Source organism: Microcoleus sp. Pol10D4 (assembly GCF_036701555.1).
Taxonomy (GTDB): domain Bacteria; phylum Cyanobacteriota; class Cyanobacteriia; order Cyanobacteriales; family Microcoleaceae; genus Microcoleus.
In genome coordinates this window covers 25,896-44,802 of record NZ_JAUBRA010000037.1, presented here as the reverse complement: position 1 = coordinate 44,802, position 18,907 = coordinate 25,896, and the positions used below count along the sequence as shown (strand labels likewise).

The 18,907-nt window shown below is 43.5% G+C and carries 14 protein-coding genes; 6 read left to right on the top strand and 8 right to left on the bottom strand.

The features are described 5' to 3' along the window. Window positions 1–13: 13 nt before the first annotated feature. The 4 genes from QUA36_RS18540 to QUA36_RS18525 all read right to left on the bottom strand — a co-directional run bounded on the left by QUA36_RS18540 (window position 14) and on the right by QUA36_RS18525 (window position 5,719). Entirely contained in the window at window positions 14–514 is a 501-nt protein-coding gene (locus QUA36_RS18540; protein WP_333458670.1) for a hypothetical protein, read from the bottom strand. 38 nt (window positions 515–552) lie between these two features. Beyond that, window positions 553–2,892, bottom strand: a complete 2,340-nt coding sequence (locus tag QUA36_RS18535) for a dynamin family protein (protein WP_333458669.1) — start codon at window positions 2,890–2,892, stop codon at window positions 553–555. Between the two features lie 397 nt (window positions 2,893–3,289). Next, a complete protein-coding gene (locus QUA36_RS18530) occupies window positions 3,290–4,474 on the bottom strand; it encodes an aspartate aminotransferase (protein ID WP_190739684.1) in 1,185 nt (394 codons plus the stop codon). 99 nt (window positions 4,475–4,573) lie between these two features. Then, window positions 4,574–5,719, bottom strand: a complete 1,146-nt coding sequence (locus QUA36_RS18525; RefSeq protein WP_333458668.1) for an iron-containing alcohol dehydrogenase family protein — start codon at window positions 5,717–5,719, stop codon at window positions 4,574–4,576. 201 nt (window positions 5,720–5,920) lie between these two features. On the opposite strand from QUA36_RS18525, the gene QUA36_RS18520 reads away from it, so the two are divergent. Continuing rightward, on the top strand, window positions 5,921–6,364 hold the full coding sequence (locus tag QUA36_RS18520; protein WP_333368156.1) for a DUF29 domain-containing protein: 444 nt from the start codon (window positions 5,921–5,923) through the stop codon (window positions 6,362–6,364). Here QUA36_RS18520 and QUA36_RS18515 read toward each other — a convergent pair. Next, window positions 6,301–6,699: a hypothetical protein gene (locus QUA36_RS18515; protein ID WP_333368153.1), complete on the bottom strand. Its 399-nt coding sequence runs from the start codon at window positions 6,697–6,699 to the stop codon at window positions 6,301–6,303. The genes QUA36_RS18520 and QUA36_RS18515 overlap by 64 nt on opposite strands. 105 nt (window positions 6,700–6,804) lie before the next feature. After that, window positions 6,805–8,871 (bottom strand): WD40 domain-containing protein, encoded by a 2,067-nt coding sequence (locus QUA36_RS18510; RefSeq protein ID WP_333458667.1) that lies wholly within the window; start codon window positions 8,869–8,871, stop codon window positions 6,805–6,807. A 309-nt stretch (window positions 8,872–9,180) separates the two neighbouring features. Between QUA36_RS18510 and QUA36_RS18505 the strand changes: the two genes are divergently transcribed. Further along, a complete protein-coding gene (locus tag QUA36_RS18505; protein WP_333458666.1) occupies window positions 9,181–9,825 on the top strand; it encodes a peptidase M15 in 645 nt (214 codons plus the stop codon). Here the strand turns inward: QUA36_RS18505 and QUA36_RS18500 are convergent, their stop codons facing one another. Continuing rightward, a complete protein-coding gene (locus tag QUA36_RS18500) occupies window positions 9,826–11,511 on the bottom strand; it encodes a DNA repair helicase XPB (protein ID WP_333458665.1) in 1,686 nt (561 codons plus the stop codon). A gap of 137 nt (window positions 11,512–11,648) precedes the next feature. Then, entirely contained in the window at window positions 11,649–13,514 is a 1,866-nt protein-coding gene (locus QUA36_RS18495; protein ID WP_333458664.1) for a hypothetical protein, read from the bottom strand. A 374-nt stretch (window positions 13,515–13,888) separates the two neighbouring features. Here QUA36_RS18495 and QUA36_RS18490 point away from each other — a divergent pair, with 374 nt between their 5' ends. The 4 genes from QUA36_RS18490 (at window position 13,889) to QUA36_RS18475 (ending at window position 18,739) form a co-directional block, all read left to right on the top strand. Next, window positions 13,889–15,313: an aspartate ammonia-lyase gene (locus tag QUA36_RS18490; protein WP_333458663.1), complete on the top strand. Its 1,425-nt coding sequence runs from the start codon at window positions 13,889–13,891 to the stop codon at window positions 15,311–15,313. A 173-nt stretch (window positions 15,314–15,486) separates the two neighbouring features. Next, window positions 15,487–15,813: a hypothetical protein gene (locus tag QUA36_RS18485; protein ID WP_333167491.1), complete on the top strand. Its 327-nt coding sequence runs from the start codon at window positions 15,487–15,489 to the stop codon at window positions 15,811–15,813. A 125-nt stretch (window positions 15,814–15,938) separates the two neighbouring features. After that, a complete protein-coding gene (locus tag QUA36_RS18480) occupies window positions 15,939–16,898 on the top strand; it encodes a DUF362 domain-containing protein (protein WP_333368132.1) in 960 nt (319 codons plus the stop codon). 581 nt (window positions 16,899–17,479) lie between these two features. Continuing rightward, on the top strand, window positions 17,480–18,739 hold the full coding sequence (locus QUA36_RS18475; RefSeq protein ID WP_333458662.1) for a glycosyltransferase: 1,260 nt from the start codon (window positions 17,480–17,482) through the stop codon (window positions 18,737–18,739). Window positions 18,740–18,907 lie beyond the last annotated feature (168 nt).

Genomic DNA, 18,907 nt, shown 5'->3' with positions numbered 1-18,907 from the left:
TACTTTCTCCTGTTTAGCGATTATAAACTCCAAGGTTTTCATAAGCTTCTATTTTCAATCTATCAGACACTTTAAGATCACCTGCTAAATTAGCTAATTTACGAAAAGCATCATATCTATCGAGTTGATTGACATTACGCTTAAATCCTTCGTCAGATTGCTTGAGTTTAATCTCAACCAAGTAAATGTTATATTCTGATTCGGCTCCTTGGGCGACTGAATACTCATTGATATTAGGTATTTTCTGAGAACGTTCAGTTTCAGATCCTAGCCATAAATATCTCGTAATTTGGTAAAGTTGTTCTCCCTCACTAACATCAATCTGCTTTTTGTCTTTTAGCGATTCAAGAAAATCTGCGTGCGAGGCGGAAATCACTAAAACTAAAGAAGGTGGTTTGGGAGAAATTCTTTTTAATACTTCTTTTACTACTAATACTGCTCCTCCTACTACTGCTCCTGCTAATACTGGTACTCCTAATACTATTAATAAACTTTCCATATCGCTAGATTCCATTTTTTAACTCCTGAATGTCATTAGGTTTAAAACTTGCTTCACTGACGAAAAATCTCTTGTAACTTTTCACAATCTGCTGTTGCATGATCTTTTTTAGCTTCAAACTCACGCCAAAACTGTTTTTTTTGCTCAAAATTGCCCTCAATAATACTTGATTGTTGCTGCAAATCACGTTCAGCTAGATTGGTAATCTCATCAACGGATTCTTTAAAGATATCGCTAACATAATCTAACCGTTGGAGAATCCACTCAAGCAAAATATGCCACAAACTCCCTTTCCCTTTCTCAATTCCACTTGACCATTGTGTTGCCATTAAGGCTGGAGACGGAAGGAAAAGTTCGATGTATTCACCGTCTGTTTTTTTAGAACGGTTTTGCTTAATATTATTTTCTGGAAACTTAAAAAATCTTTCTGGTAAAGTTGGCAAGTTTGGAGCTAACTTTTTGCCTAAATTACTGATGGCTACTTTTTCAAGATTAATCGAAGAAAAATTGCCCTCGGTCAGAAAAACTTTTAGTTGCTTAACTTGTTCATCAACTAATGATTCTAAAGCTTGTTCAAACTGTTGTGCGTTTGATTGTAGAACAAACTCTGCCCTTGCAGATATAGCTTCTCTCATCCTGTGATATAGCAAGCGAACATAGCGTTCATCATCTTCAAGTTCTTTTTTCCCCTTATCATCATCAGCCCGTATACGCTTAACTAAGTATTCTGACTCACCAGAAAATTTACTGAGTCTGCGACTAACATGATCATAGTATTTAGAAAGATCCTCAGCTAATGAAGGTAATGTGACTTCCCCTAGTTTATCTCTTAGCTCAAAAGCTCCTTGATTATTTTTAAAAGCATCGCGAACTGGAACAATTAGAGATGTGGTTAAATCCCCTACTATATCTTTTTTAACCGCATCAAAAATCCGCTGAAAGCCATTACGGCCTTTTTTTACAGCCTCTTGTACGAGTTTATCATTAATTTTAGGATCATCGCTTTTCAAGCCTGCTTTCAGTCCCTCAATTTCTACCTTAAATTCTTTCCCAACTTCTTTAATATTATGAAAATAATGACGGCTTTTATCTATTTTATTTCTTTCTTGCTCAACCTGTTCCTGTTGGGAAATTTTTATGGGGTGAATCCGAATTTCCAGAGATTCTGCTAAAGCATTGTAAGGATCGAATACTTCCAACAATGCAGGAAGTATTACCAATTCAGCAAAGGATTCTTGAACCCGCACACGGAAACGAGCCCAAAGTTCTCTACCTCCACTCCATTCTAAAGAAGAGTGGAGAATTTTTCGCATGGTTTCATCATCAATAGTCTTATTGTCTTCTACCCGATCTTCAATATCGCGAAACCAATTCTTTAAATCGCGGTTCTCCTTAGTATTTAATTTAATAACTCCTGCACAGTCTTGAAACATAGCTTTAATGAGTTTTAACCGTATCTCCTGACTGATCACTGACGGTTCGTTAAAAGCTCCTGAACCCCAAGCACACTGAGCATAATATAAAAGACGAGCATTAAAAGGCAGAACATCAGGAAGTTCTGGAAGCGATAAGACCTCTTTAATTTCTTCTCTTAACTTATCAATCCGCTCTGATAGGGGTAAATCATCTGCTCCTCGGTTATCGACCCGATTTAAGATAAAAATCATCGAATCTGTGCGACATTGTAGATCTTCGACAACAGTCTTTAATTCTTCCAATAGGCGTTTTCTATGGTCATCATCTACCTGCATATAGTCTAAAGCCACTAAACTAAAAGCTTTATTAACTTGCTTTTGGATAGTTGCTAAGTTGGCCCGGTCTTGAACAGATTTCAATCCCGGTAAATCAATCAAACCAACTCCGATTCCGTTGGGTAAATCTAGCAAAGAAGCATCACAAGCAGGTAAAAGAGGAACATGAGCAGTTATTTGTGGCGCAACATACTCACGCTTTTTCCGCGCCGCGTGATAGGAGTGCATCACGGTGCTAATTCGCTGGTATAAATCCTCATCGCTTAAGCCTGTCCATTCACCAGTATCCCAAGCCGCATCTTCCGTTTCTGCAATCATTAATCTCTGTTCTTGAGAATGTTTGATGGTTAATACACCCCCACTCATTTCTCCGGCTTCAATCGGTGCGATTTTTCGACCAATCAGCGCGTTAACAATCGTTGACTTTCCAGAGGAAGTTGTGCCCAGAGTAGCAATCCGAAAACTAGGATTTTCTAGGCGTTGGACGGCTTCTTGATAAACAGTTAAAAAATCCTGTAGGCAAGATTGAATCCCCGGATCAGCAAAAACATCCGGGGACGATTTGACTAAGCTAGAGACTGAGTTGCCTAATTCTTGTAAAAGGTTGCGCGTGTTGTTTAACTTAGATTCAATTACGGGCATAGCAAAAATGCTTTCTTAATGATCTTTGTTAAGTATAACTAAGGAGACACGGCATCGCACCTCGTACATCCACGGATATTTTAAAGTTGCCACAAAATAAAGAGTCACTCTTAAATCAACCTGTAGAGTGCCTCGGAGATTGATTATTTCGATTTTAACAGGTTTATTCGGCTTCGGGGCACCCTACGCACTAAGCTGTCCCGCATCTTGCGTTATATTTTTCGGGCGGGCGGGACACCCCACAATAATTTCATCAAACTTGACTGTACAATTTGTATGCGCCTGAGCTTGTTAATCTCATTATTATGTTTAGGGGATAATGGGTGTCACCATCAACATAATAATGAGTGGATGCAGAGTGAGTGGCCGATCATCGCCAATTACCAATGACCAATGACTATTGATAGCGAATATTAGCTTGTTTCAAGCGCCGCAGGGCTTCTCCCAGTCGATCGCAATCTGCAATTAAACTAATTCTCACATATCCTTCACCGCCCGGCCCAAAAGCATTGCCAGGAGTCACCACAACACCAGTTTGCTGCAAAACATTGAGGGCAAAATCAGTCGAACTCATGCCCGGAGTGCAGGGAACCCAAAGATACATTGCAGCCAGAGGTTTAGGAATATTCCACCCTAATTCTGCCAATCCTTCCACCATGAAATCCCGGCGAGTCCTGTAACGATTCTGCACTTCGTGCAAGTAACTGTCCGGCAATTGCAGTGCTGTTTCTGCTGCTGTTTGCAAAGCGGAAAATATACCGTAATCTAGGTTAGTTTTTAATGTCCGCAAACCTTGAATAATTTTGCTATTTCCTACTACAAAACCGACGCGCCAGCCGGCCATATTGTAGGTTTTGGACATCGTGTGAAATTCGACGCCGATTTCTTTACCGCCGGGAATTTCTAATAAACTTGTCGGTTGATAGCCGTCAAATGCTAATTCCGCATAACACAAGTCGTGAACCAGCAAGATTTGATGCTTGTGTGCGAAAGCAACAATATCTTTGTAAAATTCGCGGGGTGCAGTCGCTCCAGTCGGATTGCTGGGATAATTGAAATAGAGTATTTTGGCTTGTTCGGCTACGCTGTCGGGAATGTCGGCTAAGTCAATTACCCAGTCATTTTCTGGTTTGAGAATGATGTTGTGAACTTTTGCACCGGCGATAATTGGGCCGCGAAATAATACGGGATAAGCGGGACTTGGTACTAATATTAAATCCCCTGGATTGATATAGGCGATCGCAAAATGTGCTAAACCTTCTTTAGAACCCAACAAAGGCAATGCTTCGCTTTCTGGATCGAGTTCAACGTTGTAGCGGCGGCTGTACCATTTAGTAATAGTACGGCGGAAACTGGCAGTTCCTTCAAAGGGTGGATAGCCGTGATTGGCAGAATTTTGGATGGCTGCGACAGCCGCTTCTACTACTGGTTGAGGAGTGGCACCGTCGGGGTTTCCCATTCCTAAGTCTATTAAATCTAGTCCTTGTTCGCGGGCGCGGGCTTTGAGTTCGTCGAGACGGGCAAATACGTAGGGCGGTAGTTTTTGCAACCTGTCAGCAGGGGTAATCCAATCCAAGGTCATTTATTTTTTGTCAGTTGTCAGTTTTCCTGGTTTGTAGTAAGGACTTTCGTCCTTGCTAGCACAGCCTTTTCAGGACTAAAGTCCTTACTACAAACTGTTTTAATTCTTAATCTTTAATTCTCCCACAGGTGCGGTGGTAGAAACCATCGCTGCCATTAATTGTTGGGGAACAACTTTAAAAGGCAGTCGGTGGATGTCGGAATTGGGATTGCAGGCTATGTCAGCGGCGCGCTGCAATTCTGTGAGGGTAATGTCTCCGAGTCCGAGGTTTTCTAAAGTTTGGGGCAATCCAATCTCGGCGTAGAATTTTAGCAGTTGCTGTCTGGCGCTAGCGGCGAGTTGATTGTTTTGCAGCATTTCTTCTAGTCGCAGTTGTACTAAAATGCCGTAGGCGACTTTTTCGCCGTGCAATGTGCCGTGACTTGCTAATAGATGAGTTAGGCCGTTGTGGACGGCGTGGGCGGCGACGGTGCGGCATTGGGCGCCGCCAATTCCACCGATTACTCCTGCTAGCAATACGGCCGCATCTGTGACTTCTTGCCAGGTTTCGCTACCGGGTTCTTTGAGGGCGGCGGCTGATTTTTGGAATAAAATATCGCGCAGTATTCTAGCTTGTTGGACGGCGGAAATTATCAGGGTTTGTTCGGAGTGTCCGCTGCTGACTGAGGCTTCGTACCATTTGGCGATCGCATCTCCAATTCCTGCTACTAATGTCCGCTGTGGTGCGGTTTGAATTAAGCCGTAGTCGAGTATTAATAAATCGGGACATCTGGCTAATGTGACATCGTATTGGAATGCACCTTGTTCTGAATAAATGTTAGAAAGGGCTGTCCAAGCGGCACAGGTGGCTGCTGATGTGGGTATTGTGACGATCGGGATTTTGCACTGATGGGCGACGAGTTTTGCTGCGTCTAAGGCTTTGCCGCCACCGACACCGATGATGAAGTCGGCTTGATGGGTTTGGGCTGCTTCGCGGAGGGTTTCGAGGCTGGTTTCGCTGCAATCCTTGCCGTATGCTGTTTCGGCGGATTTTAACTGCTGCTGTTCGAGGATTGGTTGCAGGTAGGGTTGGGCGGCGGCGAGGGAGTTGCTGCCGCCGACGATTAGCGGCCGCTTTCCGAAACGGGCGATCGCATCTCCGGCTTGTGCTAAGGCCGATCGACCTCGCAATACACAGGCGGGAGCAATTGTCAAAGAATAAATTGCAGTTGGGGTGGCGGTTTTAGTGCTTTGGGTTTGAGTCATCGAACCACTGGATAAGTGACGAGAAGGTTGACGCTTTGCAGGATTGCTGGATTTTCCAGGATAACTCTAATTTATGCGAACATGGTAAGTTTTATAAAGTTTTTATTAAGTATTGTTGGGCTGTTCGGGGATGGGAGGGGGGAGTTGAGGGGCGATCGATATGATAAATTTAGGAATATAAGCAATTTCAAGGATAGGGCAATGCTGACTAAACAAGATTGGGACTGGTTAGCAGTGTGTTCTCATTATCAAACGGCTGTCACAGTCCAGACTCTTCTCAAAGAAGGAAAATCTATGGAAGCAACGGCAGGTTTAGAATCTTTAATTGAAGCAATGGGAAGAACCGAAAAACGAGCATTAAAAAGCCAGTTAATTCGTTTAATGCTTCATATTATTAAATGGAAATCTCAACCTGAAAAACGAACGGCTAGCTGGGCTATTAGTATTCGTTCGGCGCGGCGAGAGATTGAAGAAAGTCAAGAAGAAATGCCGAGTCTAAATCGTGATTTTATTGAGTCTATCTGGGATAAATGTTTTCAAGTGGCGCTGAAAGATGCCGAGGATGAAATGGGTAAAAAATGTCAATTAACCTCACTTGCTTGGTCTGAAGTTTTTGAGGATGAATATAGTTTTGAGACTTTTTGAATTCTGTCATCCTCCCAGTCTTCGCCATCGAGTGCCCAAAACTCGGTTAATTCAGGATCTGCCAAAAAATCTTCGGCTGTAGCAGGTATAAATGGTGCTAGTATTTTATGGCGTTCTGCTATTGGCAAACTAGCAATCTCTCTAATTGATAGCTTGAGAGTAGGTGCGGTTGTTGACGAACTGTTAGACTCAGAACTTTCGGTGGATAACTGCTTTTTATCTTCCGCTTTTTGCACGAGTAATTGTGCAAATTCGAGCACTTCTTGTTGTTTCTCCGTTGGCAACTGTCGCAGTTTCTCTAACACTGCTTGCTCAAAATTAATTGTTTCTGACATTTAAATTACCTTCCCTAAGCGTTTATCGTTTGATTTCTCACGCAGTCAAGTTTTGTAGTTCCATATTGGCAAATCGCGCCATAATTTTGATCTTTCCCTCCTACTTCACCCATCACGCCGCCAAATTTTGATACTCCCATCAGAACTGCCACTAACCAGAGTGTTTCCATCCGGGCTAAAACTGACCGAATTAACCTGGGCTGAATGCCCTGTGAGAGTGAAAATTGTGTGTCCATTTTTTACATTCCACAGTTTGATTGTACTGTCTCCACTACCACTAACAAGAATTTGTCCATCCGGGCTAATGGCGACAGAATTAACATAGTCTGAATGCCCTCTGAGAGTGCGAACTTCCTTGCCAGCTTTCAGGTCGCAAAGCTTGATAGTATGGTCATAACTGCCACTAGCAAGAGTTTGCCCATCCGAGCTAATTGCAACAGAAGAAACCGACTTTGAATGCCCTATGAGAGTGCGAAATGCCTGACCATTTTTCAGATTCCACAGTTTGATAGTATGGTCATAACTGCCACTAGCAAGAGTTTGTCCATCCGGGCTGATAGCGACAGACCAAACCGAGGATGAATGCCCTATGAGAGTGCGAATTTCCTGCCCATTTTTCAGATTCCACAGTTTGATAGTCTGGTCTTGACTGCCACTAGCAAGAGTTTCTCCGTCTGGACTAAAAGCAAGAGACCGAATTAAACTTGAGTGACCCTTTATGGTTCTAAATTCTTGTCCAGTTTCCAGATTCCATAGCTTAATTTGTCTGTCATAACTTCCACTAGCTAAAATTGTTCCATTAGGGTTAATAGCAACACAATAAACCGCGACTGAATGCCCAGAAAAAGTACGAATTAGCTCTCCTGTATGGAGATTCCAAAGTTTGCTGCTATTACTAGCAAAAGTCTTGCCATCTGGACTAATAACTACGCAATCAACAGATGACATACCTACGCCATTAAGAGTTTTTACACATTTGAAGGAGTGAGCTTTTCTAATGATTTTTTCTTCTATTTGTTGTTTGCGTTGGGCTTCAGCTTTGGGTGCTTCTTGAGATTGACGTTCAGCCTCTACTTGCTGAATCAGCTTTTTCAACTCTTCTTCATACTGTTTTCCCTGTCGCCGCTGAATATCCTGAAGAATATCAAAATAAGGTTTCACCCATTCTTCTGCCAACCCATATTCAGCCAATTCATCCTTTAAATTAAACAACTGAGGTTCATAGCCAGGGTCAATATTGAGATAATACAAATCCGCTAAAAATCCCGCCAGCAACTTGTGAATCGCTACAATCAACTGCCGAATGATGCGGAGGGCTTTTTTCTCACTTACCCCAGATGCTAAAAGTGCATCTTTTGCCTCTTCCCAGTCAAAAACTTTGGTAGAAAACAGGGAGACTTCCTGATTATTCAGGAATCCCCAAAAGCCGACGCGAAAAGTTACGGCATAGTCGCTGATATCGCTATATAAAATTGTAGTCGGAACCGGAGATAAAATTCGCTGCAAGCGTTCCACATCAATATCACCAATAGACTCAGTCAAATAGTCGCTATAAAACTTAACTGGGCGTAAGACATCCTGTTGAGGATAATGCTGTCTGAGAAAATCTCCGACACTTCTCATCTCAATTGGCAAATCTTCACAGAAGGTTTCCGGGCATTGCTTGCTAATTTTGGGTGGTGATAGTAAGATTAAGAGGCGATGTTGCTGCTGAAGTAAAATCTGCTTAGTTTCCTCTCGATTTAACTTAGAAAACCAAGTATCTTTATCCCAAATAGTTTGAATTTCAGCCAGCTTGACCTGAATATCCTTTGCTTGCAATTCCCGCATCAAATCCCGCTGCAAGGCTGCCAACTTCACTCTATCCTGCTGTTCCTGTTCCTGCAACTCAATGCGGCGTGCTGTTTGTGCTACTGTTAGCTTTAACAATTCCCGGTCTCTGGTATCTTTCGCTTTCGCGTATTCCAGCATTTCCTGGGAATAACGCTGTTTTGCTTGCTCTATCTCAGTCGAATCAGATGAATTATTGGGATAGGGAATCAGGATATCTCGGTACTTTTGAGAGTTATTGCCGAAGGCTTCTCCTAGTTTGTGACCGATATTCCTGGCGATGGGTGACAGCACTCCCGATATGTAGGGAGCAATAGCGGCGATGATTGCAACTGGAAACATAATTGTGGGTGAGGATGCGGTTATTAATAGTGTAGCAGGATGTTAGGAGGTATAATTCGGATGGTTGCCAGATATTCTGCACTTGTTGCTTTTTAGATTTAATTTCATCATTGATACTCCTGGACGCAGAACCCAGGTTTTTTACGGACATACTGCATAACAAAATTTTTAGACTTTATCCTGTAAAGTACCGAATCTGCGGTACAATTATCAGTTAGCTGGCTTCGCTTTTGGCTGAAATAATGCTTCTAAATTATCTGTCAGTGTTTAACATTAAGCTATTCACCTCTAATTGCTGGAGTTCAATCTATGAGAAAGCCACAAACTGTTAAAGCTTTGGAAGAGCTAGGACGGGTTCAACTCTCTAAGAGTTTTTTCATGCGTGAGTTTCTTTATTCAGAAATCTCTCAAATAGAAGGTATCCCTAATATTCCTAGCGATCCTGACTTGGCGATCGCAGCCGGAAAGAATTTGTGTGAGAGGGTGCTTGAACCAATTCAAGATGCGCTTGGTCGGATTAGTATCCGCTCAGCCTATCGTTCTTGTGCGGTGAACGCCAAAGGAGCAGAGAATAAAAATCAGTACAACTGTGCCAGTAATGAGGCCAACTATGCAGAACATATCTGGGACGTAAAAGATTCAGAGGGGTATATGGGAGCAACAGTATGTATTATTGTTACATCATTCATCCCTTACTACGATCGCACTCAAGATTGGACAGCATTGGCATGGTGGATACATGACCACATTGATGCTTATGCAGAAATGACCTTTTTCCCAAAGTATGCAGCGTTCAACATTAGGTGGAGCGAGAATCCTAATGTTTCAAAAGTAATTTATAGCTACGTAGAAAACCCGCACACTGGTAAGAAAAGCGGGTATCTGACAAAGGAGGGGATGGATAATTTCTTAGGTTTGCACGAGCAGTTTTACCAAGAATTTATCGATCGCTGACTAACCATCGCCTTGAACTTCTATGCGATAGTTGTAGCCCTGTTCAGTCAGAAACAGTTGCCGGTGTCGGGCAAAATCTTCCTCGCAAGTTTGTAGGGATACTAATGTATAAAAGCTGGCATTGTGTCCGTCGGCTTTGGGGCGGAGAATTCGTCCGAGGCGCTGCGCTTCTTCTTGGCGAGAACCATACTTTCCCGATACTTGAATCAACACATCGGCATCGGGTAAATCGACGGCAAAATTGCCCACGCGAGATAGAATTAATCCGGGAATCTCTTTGTGACGGAATGCTTCGTATAACCGATCGCGCTCTGCCTGTTTTGTCTTCCCCGTAATCAGAGGCAATTCGGTAATTTTGGCGATCGCATCCAACTGTTCGAGATACTCACCAATAATTAAAATACGGTGTCCCGCCTCTTTTTGCAATAAACTTTGTACCATATCCAACTTACCCGGATTTTCAGCAGCAATGCGAAACTGTTGGCGGCGCGGCGCTAGGGCATATTCCATTTTTTCCGCCTCATTTTGGGCGACGCGGATTTCCGTACAATTGGCAGTGGCAATAAATCCCTGTCCTTCCAATTCGCGCCAAGGTACGTCATAGCGCTTGGGTCCAATCAACGTGAATACATCCCCTTCTTTCCCGTCTTCGCGAATCAATGTCGCAGTTAAACCTAACCTGCGTCGTGCTTGTAGTTCAGCGGTGATCCGAAATATCGGTGCAGGTAATAGATGGACTTCATCATAAATAATCAGTCCCCACGATTCGGCGTTAAACAACTCGAAATGCTGGAATTCATCATCTTTATTCGATCGATAACTTAGCATTTGGTAAGTCGATAGGGTGACAGCAGCCGTCTGTTTGGTGACACTGCTGTACTCAGCGATCGCATCCTCAGTTAAACTCGTTTTGTCTAATATTTCCCTGCGCCACTGGTGCACTGAAGTCAAACTGCTGGTGAGGATGAGTGTCTTTTGCTTTACCAAACTCATCGCTAACATCCCGACTATGGTTTTACCAGCCCCGCACGGTAGGACGATCGTCCCACTTCCACCTTTTACCTCCCCGTCCTGATAGAATGCCTCTGCTGCTTCTTGTTGATAAGCACGCAAGTTAAAGGGCAAGTCCGCTAAAGTACGATCGCGCAAAGAAATCCCTAATTCGGCACCCTCGACATATCCAGCCAAATCTTCTGCCGGATAGCCCACCGCTAGTAAAGCTTGCTTGAGTACGCCGCGATTCCCGGCATCGACTTGAAAGCAAAGATCGGAGATGCGCTTGCCCAACATTGGTTTGACGCGATCGTCCCGTACCAGCAATTCCGCTAGGGGCAAATCGGCAATTCGCAGTTGTAAATCGGGGCTAGCCGCATCGATTCTTTCAATTACAGTTAATCCATACCGCGCCCCCAACAGTTCAATTTCCTGCGCTACCGACTCAGGAATGGGATACTTGGCATACTTTCGCAAAGCTGCGATCGCCTCTTCAACAGGCATTCCCGCCGCCCGCGCATTCCACACGCTGAGGGGCGTGATGCGATAGGTGTGGATGTGTTCGGGACTTTTGATTAATTCGGCAAAGGGAGCGATCGCTTCTCGCGCCTGTTGTGCTGTGGGAGCGTGAACTTCTAGTAAGATAGATCGATCGCTTTGCACGATCAAAGCATTTTCGGGAACATAATTCATAGGTTGTTGCGATCGCAGATAATATCAATTCCGGTTGCACCGTCAGGTGATTATTGACTGTTGACTGTTGACTGTTGACTCATGACAATCTAAAATCTAAAATCTAAAATCGCTCGATACCACCGGACACGATCTTACTATTTATCCCGCTGGGGTAAGACGTAGCCGATCTGGCGCAGGGCGTTGCGAAACTTAGTTTCCTGGGATAATGGAACTGCTAAAGTGCGATCGCCCGCTAGCTGACAGAATTTTTTGGTACGGGAATCATTGGCAATCAACACTGCTAAATGGGCGTTAGTACATTCGATTAACTTGACAGTTCCTACATCTTGCAAACTATTCGATCGTTCTGTAACATCCGTCAGAAATTGCTGTACAGTTTCGGGTAGCGGTTCGATACTTCTTGTCTCTAAAACTTCTTTAAATTCTGCTAGCGGGTATCCGGCTTCAATGGCGGTAAATAGCTTTTGTCGATCGACTTGCCAGACGACATCTGAAACTTTTTTAGCATAGAGATCGAGGACGATCGCATCTGATGTCGCAATGCCTTCTCCTGCTACAACAATATCTAAATTGGGCAGTACGCGGAGTGTTTGACGGAACTCAATTGCTGGCGGGGTGTAATTCTGAGTCAATCCCAAACAGTAAGCCCCCAAAGCTGTCAGGCGAAAAGAGATTAAGCCGTCGTAGCGGCTGAGAAATCTCAAATCGTCGGTTCCCCAAAGATCGTCAAAATCGCTGGGTACGAGGGACGGATCGGCATAGGCAACATCAATTATTCCCAGGGTAGCAACATACTCAAACAACAGGCAGCGCATATATCTTTCTTGCAGAATATGCCAATCGTGACTGCCCGAATATCCTAAGTTACCATACCCAAATTCAGAAATATAGAGAGTGTCGGGATCGCGCGTTACTTCAAACCGATTGCCCGTTGCCAACATATACCTGCTAAATTCGCTAAACAGAATCCATTTACCGACAGGACATTCTGCTAGCCTTGAGGCGATCGCCTCTCTCCGCCCCGCCACCGCTGTCATGCCGCGCGCCCCCTTGCCAGTTTGTCCTTTAATCGCATCAATGCGGCGAAATTCATCAAAAGTGTTTGTTTTTAACCAGCGCTTCCATGCTGTCTGTAATCCTTTGGCAGGTGATTCTTGCAAGGCTTTCTGTCCCGCTTTGGTCAAAACAAGCTTTTTGCCCGATAGTTCGGCGAATTTGCTCGCTTGGGCGATCGGGGCCCAAGCAAATGATTTGATATTACCAACCTCGTAGAATATATCGCCCTTTTCCACGGTAGCTTGGCGCTGTTCGTCGTTATAAAAATCACCCCCTTGCAATACGGCGGCGATCGCTTTCAGAGTTGCGGCACCAGGTAATGCGGTTTTCTCACTAACGGCAACTTTGCCCGACTGAATCAGACGCAAAACAGCTTCCAAATCCTTTGGGGCTGCCCGTTCCATTTCACAAGTTGTCAAAGGAACTTCGTACTCGGATACCTCTCTTTGAGATGTACGAAAGTTCTGTTTTTCTACACGAACAATAAAATTATCTGGCAGTACATCCCCAACCAGATTTAAGGGAGTTGCTTGAGGTTTTGGCACAAACTTCAGCAATTTTTGTTCAAGATCGTAGGGTATCGCAGTGCCGTAGAAGAACAAGCATAGTAGGGATGGTTCTCGGTTGTATCCATAGCGATCGCTTGTTCCCCAGTTTGGTTGTTGTCTGTATTTCGCCACAAATACATCGCCATCATAGCCACCACCTGACCCATGTATAACTTCCGCTACGGCCGCTTTTTGCAAATCGTCTAATTGCGCCCAAACTTGCTTAAGTTTTTCTCCCTGCATTTGCTGTTTAATCCCAGCAACCAGGTCAGCTTTGCGGGTTAATTTGCGATCGCCCGACAACAGTGCATTGAGCTTTTTTAAATCTTCAACAATTATTCCTTCGAGTGCCTCTTGGAGAGTAGGAACATCATCTATGGTTTGGTAACGCGGCATAATTTTTGGCAATTCGCCTGCTGCAAAATTGTTTGTGCTACCAAATATAACAACTTTCGGAAAATTTTAACTTGAATTTTTGTAACAAAATCCCCAAGTATGGTTTAATATTTATTGTTAAACACGAAAATTTTATCTAATAAAGTACAGAAGAATGCAAGCTAAAAAACTCGGAATTACACTACTATTATTGCACAATCTTAGGTAAATAATTTTAATTTAAAATTTGAGTTTTGAGATTTAACTCGGAGTGTGAGATAATTATTTACAATCGTGACTTGTGTTTTACTGAACCCGCCGGTGCGGTAAAAAAGGAGTCGCAGTCAGCATTCTTAAAAAAATTCTCAATTCCCAATCATCACAAACAAGGCGATATGAGCGAACACCCAACCATCAGCTACCGCACCGAAAGCGACTCGATGGGAGACAAACAAATCCCATCTAATGTCTACTACGGCATCCAAACTCTGCGCGCCGTTGAAAATTTCCCGATTAGCGGTATTAAGCCTTTATCAACATACGTTGATGCTTGTGTTTTAATTAAAAAAGCAACAGCGATCGCCAATGGCGAACTCGGCTGCATTGCCCAAGACATCAGTCAAGCAATTGTCCAAGCAGCAGATGAAATTCTAGCGGGAAAATTGCGCGATCAATTTGTAGTTGATGTCTACCAAGCCGGCGCCGGAACTTCTCACCACATGAATGTTAATGAAGTTCTTTCAAATCGCGCTTTGGAAATTATGGGCGAGGAAAAAGGCAATTACAAGCGCATCAGTCCTAACGATCATGTAAACTACGGTCAATCGACAAATGATGTGATTCCGACGGCGATTCGGATCGGCGGATTGTTGGCGTTAGAAAAAACTCTTTTTCCAGCATTATCGGATGCCGTAGTCGCCCTAGAAAACAAAGCCGAAGAATTCAAAGATATTGTTAAATCCGGCCGCACTCATATGCAAGATGCCGTACCGGTTCGACTCGGCGATACCTTCGGCGCTTGGGCGCAAATTCTCAGAGAACATACATTGAGAATTGACAGGGCATCCGATGATTTGACATCTCTGGGATTGGGGGGAAGTGCGGCCGGAACAGGGTTAAATACTCACCCTGAATATTGTCAAAAAGTTGCTGAAATTCTCTCCGAATTAATTGACCACCCCCTGAAACCAGCAAAGCATTTAATGGCTGCTATGCAGAGTATGGCACCGTTTGTAAATGTGTCTGGTGCACTGCGAAATCTCGCTCAGGATTGCGTTAAAATCTCCCATGACTTGCGTTTGATGGACTCCGGGCCGAAAACGGGTTTGAAAGAAATTCAACTGCCTCCTGTGCAACCTGGTTCGTCTATTATGCCGGGAAAATACAATCCTGTGATGGCAGAAATGACATCGATGGTGTGTTTTCAAGTTATGGGTTACGATAGCGCGATCGCCCTGGCAGCCCAAGCGGGACAATTAGAATTGAACGTGATGATGCCCCTGATTGCCTACAATCTCATTCACAGCATCGAAATTTTAGGCAATACCATCAGCGCGCTGACTACACAATGCCTCGCCAAAATTGAAGCTAAGGGCGATCGGTGTCTCGCTTATGCTGAAGGTAGTCTCGCCCTCGTTACCGCCCTCAACACTCACATTGGCTATCTCAACGCCGCCGCCGTCGCCAAAGAATCCTTAGAAACGGGCAAATCTTTGCGACAAATTGTGCTAGAACGGGGTTTAATGAGTGCAGAAGACTTGGCAAAAGTTCTAGATTTAGAGAAAATGAGTGCGATGCCGGGATCTTCTGCTAACGTTTAGGATCTCAGAGGTATCAGCTAGAAACTAGAAGGCTGAAATTGATTGAATTCTGCATTCTGCCTTCCGAGTTCTCCCTAAATGCTGTCACAGGTTAAAGTTAAAGAATTCAGAATTCAATCTTTTTCATTTAATTCTGAATTTTTTTTATAGTCTAAAGTTTTGGAGCAAGATTTATGCGCGCAGGTTCTTTTGCAAAATTAACTCAAGATAAAGAGAACACAACTCAAGTGACATTTCATTATGTGGAAGGTCACGCAGAAACGTTTACTATTCCGATGCCGGCACAAGAATTCCAAGACGAAGTGCTGACTTTGTTAAGTCAACCTTGGTTGACTTTCCATTTAGCCGATCAAACGGTTTTTATCTGTACTGCCCGGTTGGTGAAAGTAGAAGTTAAACCTGCTATCCCTGAACTGCAAGGTCAAGGAGTATTCTCTAACTCGCTGCGAGTTAGTACCATGCAGCGGGCTGCTGCTGGTAGATTGCCGATGGATACTTAGGACTCATTTGTATTGAGATTATTCTTGGTAACGCACGCGCGAAACACCCTAAGCAGGGTGTTCCGCGCGTGCGTTATATTGAGATTATTCCCGATCGATAACCAATTACCAATCAATTCATAATTATGTCTGCTGTTAGTTTAATTCAGGCCAATTCATACGATCGGCAAATCTTGCAAGCATCTTTAGAAAGTTTGCTGGCACCCTTGGGCGGAATCTCGGCTTTTGTCAAAGCGGGCGATCGGGTTTTACTCAAACCCAATCTCCTCACAGGTTCTCGCCCTACAAAAGAATGCGTCACCCGCCCAGAATTGGTTTACTGCGTCGCTAAAATGGTCATGGAAGCGGGAGGAAAACCCTTTTTAGGTGATAGTCCGGCTTTTGGCAGCGCTATGGGTGTAGCCAAAGCCAATGGTTATTTGCCGCTGTTGGAAGAACTGAATTTGCCAGTAGTTGAGTTTCAAGGAAAACGCTACGAAACTCTCAGCGAAGATTTCAATCATCTGCGAATTTGCAAAGAAGCAATGGAAGCGGATGTAGTGATTAATTTGCCCAAACTCAAATCTCACGTTCAATTAACGGTGACAATGGGCGTGAAAAATTTATTCGGCTGCGTCCCCGGCAAAATGAAGGCTTGGTGGCACATGGAAGCTGGCAAAGATAGCGCCAGATTCGGTGAAATGCTGGTAGAAACTGCCCGGGCAATTAACCCAAATTTGACGATTTTGGATGGCATTATCGGTCACGAAGGTAACGGGCCAAGCGGCGGCGAACCTAAGTTTTTGGGAATTTTGGCCGCCTCTGATGATGTCTTTGCTTTGGACAGAACTTTAGTTGAAATCATTAACGCTGATCCGGCGGCGGTTCCCACTGTAGCTGCGGCGATGAGATTGGGGCTTTGCTCGAATTTAGAGGCGATTGATTTTCCGCTTTTGCAGCCGGAAAATCTCAAGGTTTTGGATTGGAAGTTGCCCGAAAGCATGATGGCGATCGACTTTGGTATGCCCCGCGTGGTGAAGTCGGCTTTCAAGCACCTTTATATCCGGTTTATAAAAGAAAAGTTCAGCATCAAGGCTTCGCATTAGCGAAGAGAGAAGGGGTAAAATTTCTTTTTTTTATTCCTTCTCCTTTGCCTTGCTAATTGTAAAGAAATATAATTTGTATGTTACAAAGTATGTATTTATGTAAGCTTTCAATAACTTTGTTATAACTCTATGGTTTAAAGCATTGGTTTCGCCGTATTCGGGACTCGCGCTCATTCTTGCTACCTAAAAACAGTTGCATAATTGTAGTTAGGTAAAAATACTTAAAACAGCCGTCATTTTAACCAAATTAACCCTAAAATTTGCCTCTTCTTTATAATTAACAATAATTTATAAAGATTCAGTAAAGCTCGGAAAAGGCTATTGACACTTCTACGTAGATCGCAGATGATTGCTACATATCAAACAGACCTAAGATTCAATCATAAAGGTCTAATCCAGTTGCTGAATCTATCTTAAGTATTAGATATCTCCGACACAGAGCCTGAAATTCTGCTCGTATCAGGCTGCAAAATTTAAATTCGGTAGATGTCTGTTATATCGATCAATCAACAGCCCTTCCCAAGTACAGCAAAGATTCACTACCGCATCAGTAAAAACTTAAAACCAGGGACTACCTAACAATGCTTACTAACAACAATCTGACAATAGTACAGCCACTAAAAGCCAAGTTTTTGCCAAACAGTGAAGTTTTATTGACCCGCAAGTTGATAGAAGCAGTTAGTGAGTTAGCCAAGTATTGGTCTGGTTCAATTACTGTCATGATGGAAGAAACGAAAGAAGACAACGACCAGATGGATGCAAAAATATTCAAACTTGATCAATTGCCATTCAAACTGGAAATAATTTCTTTTGATAAAATCACCCCAGCTTTACTACATCATCATCAGAGTGCGCTGGTATTGGCAGCCCCGGAATACAGACAGAACCATATCAGTAAAGTGTGTAAAATAGCGGGAGTACCGTGTATTTACGTTTCCGAATACAGTCTGAAAACTCGCAAACAGATCGTGAATGTGAGTACGCGCAATCCCCTGATCCGCTTGCGGAGAATGATCTGGACTTACAGTCAGGAAAATAAGCAGCGCAAGGCGATCGCAATGGCAGAGGGATTGCAGTGCAACGGCACCCCTACCTACCAAGAATACAAGCATCTCAATCGCAACGCACAGTTGTTCTTGGACACGCGGATTAGAGAAGATATGTTAGCAACAGAAGCTGACATTGAACGGCGCACTGAAAACCGCTCTCAAGATATGCCTCTGCGGCTAGTATTCTCAGGTCGCCTAATTAAGATGAAAGGGGCCGATCATTTACTTGAGGTAGCTAAAGAACTCAAACAACTGAAGGTGAAATTTGAAATGTTCATCAGTGGTATTGGTGAATTAGAAGAGATGATGCACCAGCAAATAGCTGCCAATCAACTTAATGATTGTGTGAAAATGCTCGGAGTGCCTGACTTTCAAACAGATTTTTTCCCCTTTGTGAAAAACAATATTGATTTGTTTGTTTGCTGTCACCGGCAGGGCGATCCTTCTTGTACTTACATAGAAACTATGGCTGGTGGCGTGCCGATTGTAGGGTATGATAACGAAGCATTTCAGGGAATTGCAGAAATGTCGGAGACAGGATGGCTTGTGCCAATGAATCAGCCTAAACAGATGGCGAAGAAAATTGCAGAACTCAGCCACAACCGGGAAGAAATTAAATCGATGTCGTTCAAATCGCTGCAGTTTGCTCAACAGCATACATTTGAGAAGACTTTTCAAGCTCGCATGAAACATATGCAGGCTATTGCCTACTCAACGCGGCCTAATCCAGTCACCGAAAGTCAAATAGGTGATGCTCCCGATATGGTTTTGGCGTACAGTCAAGTGCCTTAAGAATCATTCTGACTATGATTGAGATAGGTTTCATTAAGTTAGCCACGGAAATCTGAGGTCTTGTAAAAGCAATGGTTGAGGTGAGCGATCGTCATTAGATTTAGATGTTTTTTTCCAACTTAAGAGCATCCAACTCTACTGGCGATCGCACTTTTTCCATAGGTTCTC

Excerpts from the sequence above, each read along its gene's own strand:
- QUA36_RS18485 (WP_333167491.1), top strand. The coding sequence starts at position 15,487 with ATGCGCGCAGGTTCTTTTGCAAAATTAACTCAAGATAAAGAGAACACA.
- QUA36_RS18535 (WP_333458669.1), bottom strand. The coding sequence starts at position 2,892 with ATGCCCGTAATTGAATCTAAGTTAAACAACACGCGCAACCTTTTACAA.
- QUA36_RS18525 (WP_333458668.1), bottom strand. The coding sequence starts at position 5,719 with ATGACTCAAACCCAAAGCACTAAAACCGCCACCCCAACTGCAATTTAT.
- QUA36_RS18495 (WP_333458664.1), bottom strand. The coding sequence starts at position 13,514 with ATGCCGCGTTACCAAACCATAGATGATGTTCCTACTCTCCAAGAGGCA.
- QUA36_RS18480 (WP_333368132.1), top strand. The coding sequence starts at position 15,939 with ATGTCTGCTGTTAGTTTAATTCAGGCCAATTCATACGATCGGCAAATC.
- QUA36_RS18510 (WP_333458667.1), bottom strand. The coding sequence starts at position 8,871 with ATGTTTCCAGTTGCAATCATCGCCGCTATTGCTCCCTACATATCGGGA.
- QUA36_RS18500 (WP_333458665.1), bottom strand. The coding sequence starts at position 11,511 with ATGAATTATGTTCCCGAAAATGCTTTGATCGTGCAAAGCGATCGATCT.
- QUA36_RS18475 (WP_333458662.1), top strand. The coding sequence starts at position 17,480 with ATGCTTACTAACAACAATCTGACAATAGTACAGCCACTAAAAGCCAAG.
- QUA36_RS18520 (WP_333368156.1), top strand. The coding sequence starts at position 5,921 with ATGCTGACTAAACAAGATTGGGACTGGTTAGCAGTGTGTTCTCATTAT.
- QUA36_RS18505 (WP_333458666.1), top strand. The coding sequence starts at position 9,181 with ATGAGAAAGCCACAAACTGTTAAAGCTTTGGAAGAGCTAGGACGGGTT.
- QUA36_RS18540 (WP_333458670.1), bottom strand. The coding sequence starts at position 514 with ATGGAATCTAGCGATATGGAAAGTTTATTAATAGTATTAGGAGTACCA.
- QUA36_RS18530 (WP_190739684.1), bottom strand. The coding sequence starts at position 4,474 with ATGACCTTGGATTGGATTACCCCTGCTGACAGGTTGCAAAAACTACCG.
- QUA36_RS18515 (WP_333368153.1), bottom strand. The coding sequence starts at position 6,699 with ATGTCAGAAACAATTAATTTTGAGCAAGCAGTGTTAGAGAAACTGCGA.
- QUA36_RS18490 (WP_333458663.1), top strand. The coding sequence starts at position 13,889 with ATGAGCGAACACCCAACCATCAGCTACCGCACCGAAAGCGACTCGATG.